Annotated in this window: 3 protein-coding genes; all 3 read left to right on the plus strand. The window is 44.5% G+C overall.

Annotated features, from left to right (window positions below; translation table 11 throughout):
* Positions 1–350: 350 nt before the first annotated feature.
* Positions 351–473, plus strand: a complete 123-nt coding sequence (locus F6K64_RS07515) for a hypothetical protein (protein ID WP_008180130.1) — start codon at positions 351–353, stop codon at positions 471–473.
* 410 nt (positions 474–883) lie between these two features.
* A complete protein-coding gene (locus tag F6K64_RS07520) occupies positions 884–1,939 on the plus strand; it encodes a tetratricopeptide repeat protein (protein WP_287263708.1) in 1,056 nt (351 codons plus the stop codon).
* A 411-nt stretch (positions 1,940–2,350) separates the two neighbouring features.
* Positions 2,351–6,000: two-partner secretion domain-containing protein (locus F6K64_RS07525; protein ID WP_287265191.1), on the plus strand; the 3,650-nt coding region annotated here is incomplete at its 3' end.

The raw sequence follows: 6,000 nt of genomic DNA on the forward strand, positions 1-6,000 counted from the left end.
GATTGGTTAGTTCCTATCAGTAGGGGTAGGGCTGTGACTCGGATTATACTCCGGCTGGACTTGGAGCAGGATAGTTATCAAGTTGTCTAGGTTGATTTTACCCGCAGGAGCTAATCCCCGAAATTGTTACAGGATAAGGTTTATAGCTAACGAATCTCACTAATTGGTGTATGAATGGTATTTCCATTAAATCATGTTCCCTTCGGCTAAAGAGCAAACTAGAACACACTTTAGTTATTATTAACTTAAGTAAAGTTAAGTTAAGAGACTTTGCATTTTCTTATCAACCTTGGCAAAAGTTTGTTATCGTTCATTATCGGCATACATAACTTTAAGAAAGGACAACAGACATGAAGACTTCTCAAACTCCCAACCATTTGGGTCAATCAGTGGCTCTAGGTCTGGTTTTAGTCGTAGCGAGTGTTGGTATTTTCATCCTGATGATGGTCCAAAGTGGTGCTTTGCAATCTTAATAATCGTTATGGATCAGGCTTGCCATCCCTGGTTCAACTTTTCGTGAAACTGAAGAAGCCCACCTATAGCGCTATAGGTGGGTCATAAAAAAGACATCTAAAAGACATCTACATATATAGATCTAAAAGAAGATTGTTAAGTTATCAAAATTTAAGCTTGACATCCTTGAACACTAACCCTTCCGGTCTACACCGGAAGGGTTATTATCATAAGTTGACCAGAAGCAAACCCGTAGCTTAACATAAGTTAACCAAAATTTATCCCAACTAACCCTTCCCGATTAGCGGGTGTTCATGGTAAAACTCATCAGTAAGTGAACCTCCCAAAGTACACTAACCTGATGACGATGAAAAAATTGACCTTGCTAAAGCAAACTTTGTTCCTCCTTCTTAGCTTATTTTTTTCCGTAGTGGCAACCCCCCTGCCAGAAATTGCTGAAGCAATGCCAACTCTGGTATCTAGCCGACAGCAGTATAATCCACAGCTCAATGACCTTCTTCATCAAGCACGAGAGTTGGTAGATGCGGGTGACTATCAGGGAGCTGTTGCTGTTTACGAAGAAGCAGCTAAGCTGGAACAAGGAAACCCTAAGATTTTTTCGGGCATTGGCTACTTACAAGCAAGTCTGGGCAAATTCCAAGAAGCTGCCGCCGCTTACAAAAAAGCGATCGCACTCCAGCCAGAAAATCCTAATTTCCATTACGCACTGGGTTACAGTCTCGCCAATGCTGGGGACAATGCTGGTGCTGCTACGGCCTATCGTCGTGCCACTAGACTTAACCGGGATAATATTAACGCCTATTTTGGTTTGGCCATTACCCTGCTACGTCAAAAGGACTATCAACGGGCCATAGAAACCTATGAAAAAATCCTGGAAATTGAGCCAGACAACCTAACAGTATACCAGTTAATCGGTGCAGCTTGGTTAGAGCAGGAAAATTCTGAAGAAGCCATAAAAGTGTTCCAAAAGGCAGCGGAAATTGCTCCGAACGAAACCCGTATCCAACTAAGTTTGGGCACAGCTTGGTTGATTCATGGGGATGAGATGGCTGGACTGGCGGCTTTTGAAAAAGCAGTGAAATTAGCGCCTCGTAATCCTGAAATTCACCTCCAAATCGGTCAAATTCTGGAATCAAGAGGGAATTTATCCAAGGCCCTCAAAGCATTTCGGCGAGCAGCTTCTGCCAAACCTGATTTAGTAGAAGCACAGGAGTACATCGGGAAAATTCTTCTAGCCCAAGAACAATACGTACCAGCAGTAGTGACCTATAGACGTTTAATTGAACTGGCTCCGAAAAATGCCCAAGCTCACTATAACCTAGGAGTAGCCTTAAAAAAACGTTCTCGCGTCACCGAAGCCCTCACTGCTATAGAAAAAGCCCTAGAACTTTACCAGAGTCAACGGGATAACGAAGGGATTGAGCAGACCGAGTCTCTGCTGAAGCAACTGCAAGAGTTTCTATAAGGATCAGTCAGTGAGGGAATCATATTAAGTCCTGATAATTACCCTTAATCAAAATCTAGCTCATCTGTCCATCTCCCTATCTCCCCATCAATCTCTTTGATTTTAGGTATTCAACCGGACTTGAGATTAGGGGATAGAATTGCTATGGCTCAAGGCAACTTGAGACTATAGGGCATTGCGCGATCGCAATAACCGTAACAAAAGTATCAATCCGCACCACTGTCTTGATGCAATAGCGAGTGGGGGAAACCCCCTTTGGCCGACTGCATCGCTTCCGTAAATTTTTGTTAAAGATAACCTAAAAATTCCGTAAACTCCCTGGCTTTCCCAGGAAAATAATAATATATAGGTCAAGTTACTTGACTGCTATCGGTACTCCAGACAACTAGCTAGTTGTGGAGAGGCGGACAGATGAATAATCAGCAAAGTAAGTCCTCAACCAGAGGGCTAGGGATATTGCCCTTAACTGAAAAAGCCCTAACCCTAATCGGATGGGTGGTTATTGCTTTTTCTGGGAACTATGCTTTAGCCCAGATTACCCCGGATCAAACCTTGGGTAATGAATCTTCAGTGGTAACACCAAATGCAACGATTAGGGGAGAGCCAGGGGATTTGATTGAAGGGGGAGCAGCGCGAGGTAGTAACCTGTTCCATAGCTTTCAAGATTTTAACGTTGGTCAGCTACAGCGGGTTTACTTTGCCAATCCAGCCGGAATCGAGAACATTCTCTCTCGGGTGACCGGGAGTAATATCTCCAACATTCTAGGCACTCTTGGTGTCGATGGTGGAGCGAATCTGTTTTTACTCAATCCCAATGGCATTGTGTTTGGCCAGAATGCCAGGTTGGATGTGGCAGGTTCCTTTTTCGCCAGTACAGCCAATAGTTTAGTGTTCAACAACGGTACAGAATTCAGTGCCACTAATCCACAAGCCCCCCCTTTATTGAGTATTAATATTACTCCGGGATTACAGTATGGCTTGAATCACCCCAAACCCACCAAAATCACTAACGCTGGTTATTTAGTAGTGGGGCAAGACCTCACCCTAGCTGCTGGCCATCTTGACTTACAAGGTCAACTAATTGCTGGGGGAGATTTGACACTCCATGCAGAAGATACAGTTCAAATAAGGGATAGTATCGGGCAACCATTTATAGCCGCTGCTGGCGGTAAGTTATTGATTCAGGGCAATCAAGGGGTGGATATATTTGCCTTGAACCATCCAGACAGTGGTCTTTTTTCCGGTGGAGATCTGGTTTTGCGGACGCAAAATACTGTTGCTGGTGATGCCCACTATTGGAGTGGTGGCAGTTTCCGGATTGAACAGCTCGATGGCAGCCTCGGAGATTTATTTAGTCCCGATGACCCGATAATTCGCTCAGTTGGGGATGTTAGTTTCAACAGCTATCTAGGAACCTCCCTACATATCGTGGCAGGGGGAGCGGTAGAGATCGGCTCTGTGATTATTACAGGTAATGAAACAGGTACAGAAGGAATAGACTTTATTTCCGAAGCCATTACCTTATCTAATGGCACAGTAGTGGATATTAATGGTCAGACTGAACCGACTCTTGATGTTCGTGCTGGAGTAGATCCGAATCAAGTTGGTATCCCTGGACTGACAGGCAACCAATTCTTTGGTGACTTGTTCAATTTGAATCTCTTTGGCAGACCCACTATTACCAATACTGCCACCAGTGCAGATATTAAAATCGGCACGATCGCTTTTGCTAATGTCAATATATTAGACTTGTTGTTCCAAAACATATCTGCCAATGATCTGTTGGCAGGAAAGGTTTTGCTCACCAATCAGTACAAGCCTAATCCTTCACTAGCAGGAGATATTGAAGTTTCAGCTACTCTAGGTTCGTTAGTGCCAACTCTGGCAAATCTAGCCATTCAGAACGGTGAAGTATTAAAGGGAGGGTCAGTTACTATCGATTCTCGCGGTAGCATTACTCTCAACGGTATAGTTAATACCATTGCTATTCCAAATAATGACCCGTCTAATCCTATTCCAAATGACGATCCGTCTAAGCTTTTCTCTGGCAATGGGGGTGATGTCACGTTTTTGGCCAATGATAACATCACCCTCAATCCAGGTTCTTTCATTGCTTCTGCTGGAATAGAGGGAGGTAAGATCACCCTCAACAGCGGTAGCAACTTTTTGCTTGATGACTCTGGTGTTGTTACTGTTACAACTGGGGCAGGTGTAGGAGGAAATTTAATTGTCAATGCCCCTGAGTCAGTGACATTAATTAATAGAGAAGGGTCAGGCTTCAGCAATTTGGGGGAATTGGTCACCAACTTCACCAATTCCAACTTGCTAGAACGGCTCCTAGGTTTCAATGGGTCTGGCTTGGCAACGGTTACAACTGGACCAGGGAATTCTGGAGACTTAACCATTAACACCAGAACCTTGAGTATCCAAAACCAAGCCCAAAACCAAGAATCAGGCAGTCTAGCTGGAGCTACTACTATCGCTTTAAGTGGTAGTAGTGGCAAGAGTGGAGATTTAACTGTTAACGCTGAGTCCGTGGAAATTGTCGGTAACGAAACGGGTCCATTTATCCCTACTCCTAACGAACGGCTAGCCTTGGCTATCAGAGATATTCCCACAGGGTTGACGACTGCTACTATCGGTAGTGGTAAGGGAGGGAACTTAACCATTAATACCCAAAGTTTGACAATTCAGGATGGAGCTGGCATAACTGCAGGAACTGTTGACACAGAGATAGATAACCCAGGTAATGGGGGAAATTTAACCATAAATGCTACTGAGTCAGTAACATTGTCTGGTAAGGCGGCTTTGGCTACCGGTACCTTGAACTCAGGTAATGCCGGTAATTTGGAGGTTAACACACCCACATTGACTCTCCGGGATGGAGCGGTGATTGCTGCTGATACCACTGGTTCAGGGAATGCTGGGCAATTAACGATTAATACCGAGCAACTTTTAGTACGTGATGGCTCCAGAATTGGAGCAGCAACAGGAAATACTGGTACGGGAGCCAAGATAACAGTCATTGCTTCGGACTTAGTCGAGTTAGTTGGCACTGCTGTCGATGATCAGAATACTGTAGTTCCTAGTGGAATATTCGCTAACTCTCAATTCATTAACGATGCTAGCAATCAACTTGGGGATGCTGGGAACATTAACATTGATACAGAAAAGTTGATTGTCCAGGATGGGGCAGTTGTATCGACTTCTACCCAAGGTGAGGGCATCGGTGGGGAGATAACTATTGATGTTAATACTCTCGAAATTACTACTGGTGGACAACTTCGCACCACTGCCTTTGGGGAAGGTCGGGCTGGTAACATTACCCTGAATATCGATAAGACGGTGGTGATCGCAAATCCCAATAGCGGACTGTTAGCAGAGACTGAAGGCGCTGGGGCTGGTGGAACGATCACGATTACTACCCCAGAGTTGACACTGCAGGATGAAGCACAGATTTCTGCATCTACCTCTGGTACAGGAACGTCTGGAAACATTGTTGTTGAGAATGCTGACTCTGTCCAGCTTGCCGACAACAGCTCAATTTCAACGGAGGTAAACCCTGGTGCAGAGGTAAACCCTAGCCCAGGGGAGGAAGTGGGTACGATTGATATTCAGACGGGTAAGCTTTCTTTAACCAATGGCTCTGAAATAACTGCCAGCACCTCTGGGCTTGGGAATGCCGGTAGTATCACCATACAAGATGCTCAACAGGTTAACCTTAATCGGAATAGTTCCATATCCACAGCAGTAAATACTAAAGCAGTAGGCAATGGTGGTAATGTCGATATTGAAACCAAGTCTCTATCCCTAGATCAAACCTCGACCATTGAAGCGAATACTGCCGGTGAGGGCAATGGTGGCAATGTCGATATTGAAATCAAGTCTCTATCCCTGGACAATGAATCGAAAATCCTAGCTAGTACAGATAGTAAAGGGGATGCTGGTAGTATCACCATACAAGAAGCTCAACAGGTTGACCTTAATCGGAATAGTTCCATATCCACAGCAGTAAATACTAAAGCAGTAGGCAATGGTGGTAATGTCGATATTGAAACCAA

Origin of the sequence: Moorena sp. SIO3A2 (assembly GCF_010672265.1) — a bacterium.
Lineage (GTDB): Bacteria > Cyanobacteriota > Cyanobacteriia > Cyanobacteriales > Coleofasciculaceae > Moorena > Moorena producens.

Excerpts from the sequence above, each read along its gene's own strand:
- F6K64_RS07515 (WP_008180130.1), top strand. The coding sequence starts at position 351 with ATGAAGACTTCTCAAACTCCCAACCATTTGGGTCAATCAGTGGCTCTA.